The sequence below is a fragment of the Pseudomonas sp. MWU12-2029 genome, assembly GCF_023242425.1.
Taxonomy (GTDB): domain Bacteria; phylum Pseudomonadota; class Gammaproteobacteria; order Pseudomonadales; family Pseudomonadaceae; genus Aquipseudomonas; species Aquipseudomonas kribbensis.
In genome coordinates this window covers 1-313 of the sequence record NZ_JALJDY010000038.1, presented here as the reverse complement: position 1 = coordinate 313, position 313 = coordinate 1, and the positions used below count along the sequence as shown (strand labels likewise).

At 65.5% G+C, this 313-nt stretch carries 1 protein-coding gene; it reads left to right on the top strand.

What is annotated here, in order from left to right; genetic code table 11:
• Positions 1–313 (top strand): hypothetical protein (locus tag M5B44_RS28815; protein WP_248741307.1); only part of this gene is annotated, 313 nt, incomplete at both ends.

Sequence of the window (313 nt, the reverse complement as noted above, 5' to 3'; positions counted from 1 at the left end):
CTACCAACGTGATGCTGCCGGACGTCTGCTGCTCAAGACCCTGCCCGATGCCAGCACGGTTGAATACCGCTACGACCGCCTCGGTCGGCTGACTGGGGTCGACGACGGCCAGAATCACCCGCTGGCCTTCGAATACGACCTCCAGGACCGACTGGTCCGCGAGCATCAGGGCTGGGGCACCCTGCGTTACACCTACGACGCCTGCGGCCAGCTCACCCGGATGCGTCTGCCGGACAACAGCAAACTCGATTACCACTACGCCAAGGGCGGCGCGCTGACCGCGATCGACCTCAACGGCGCCTTGCTGACCCGC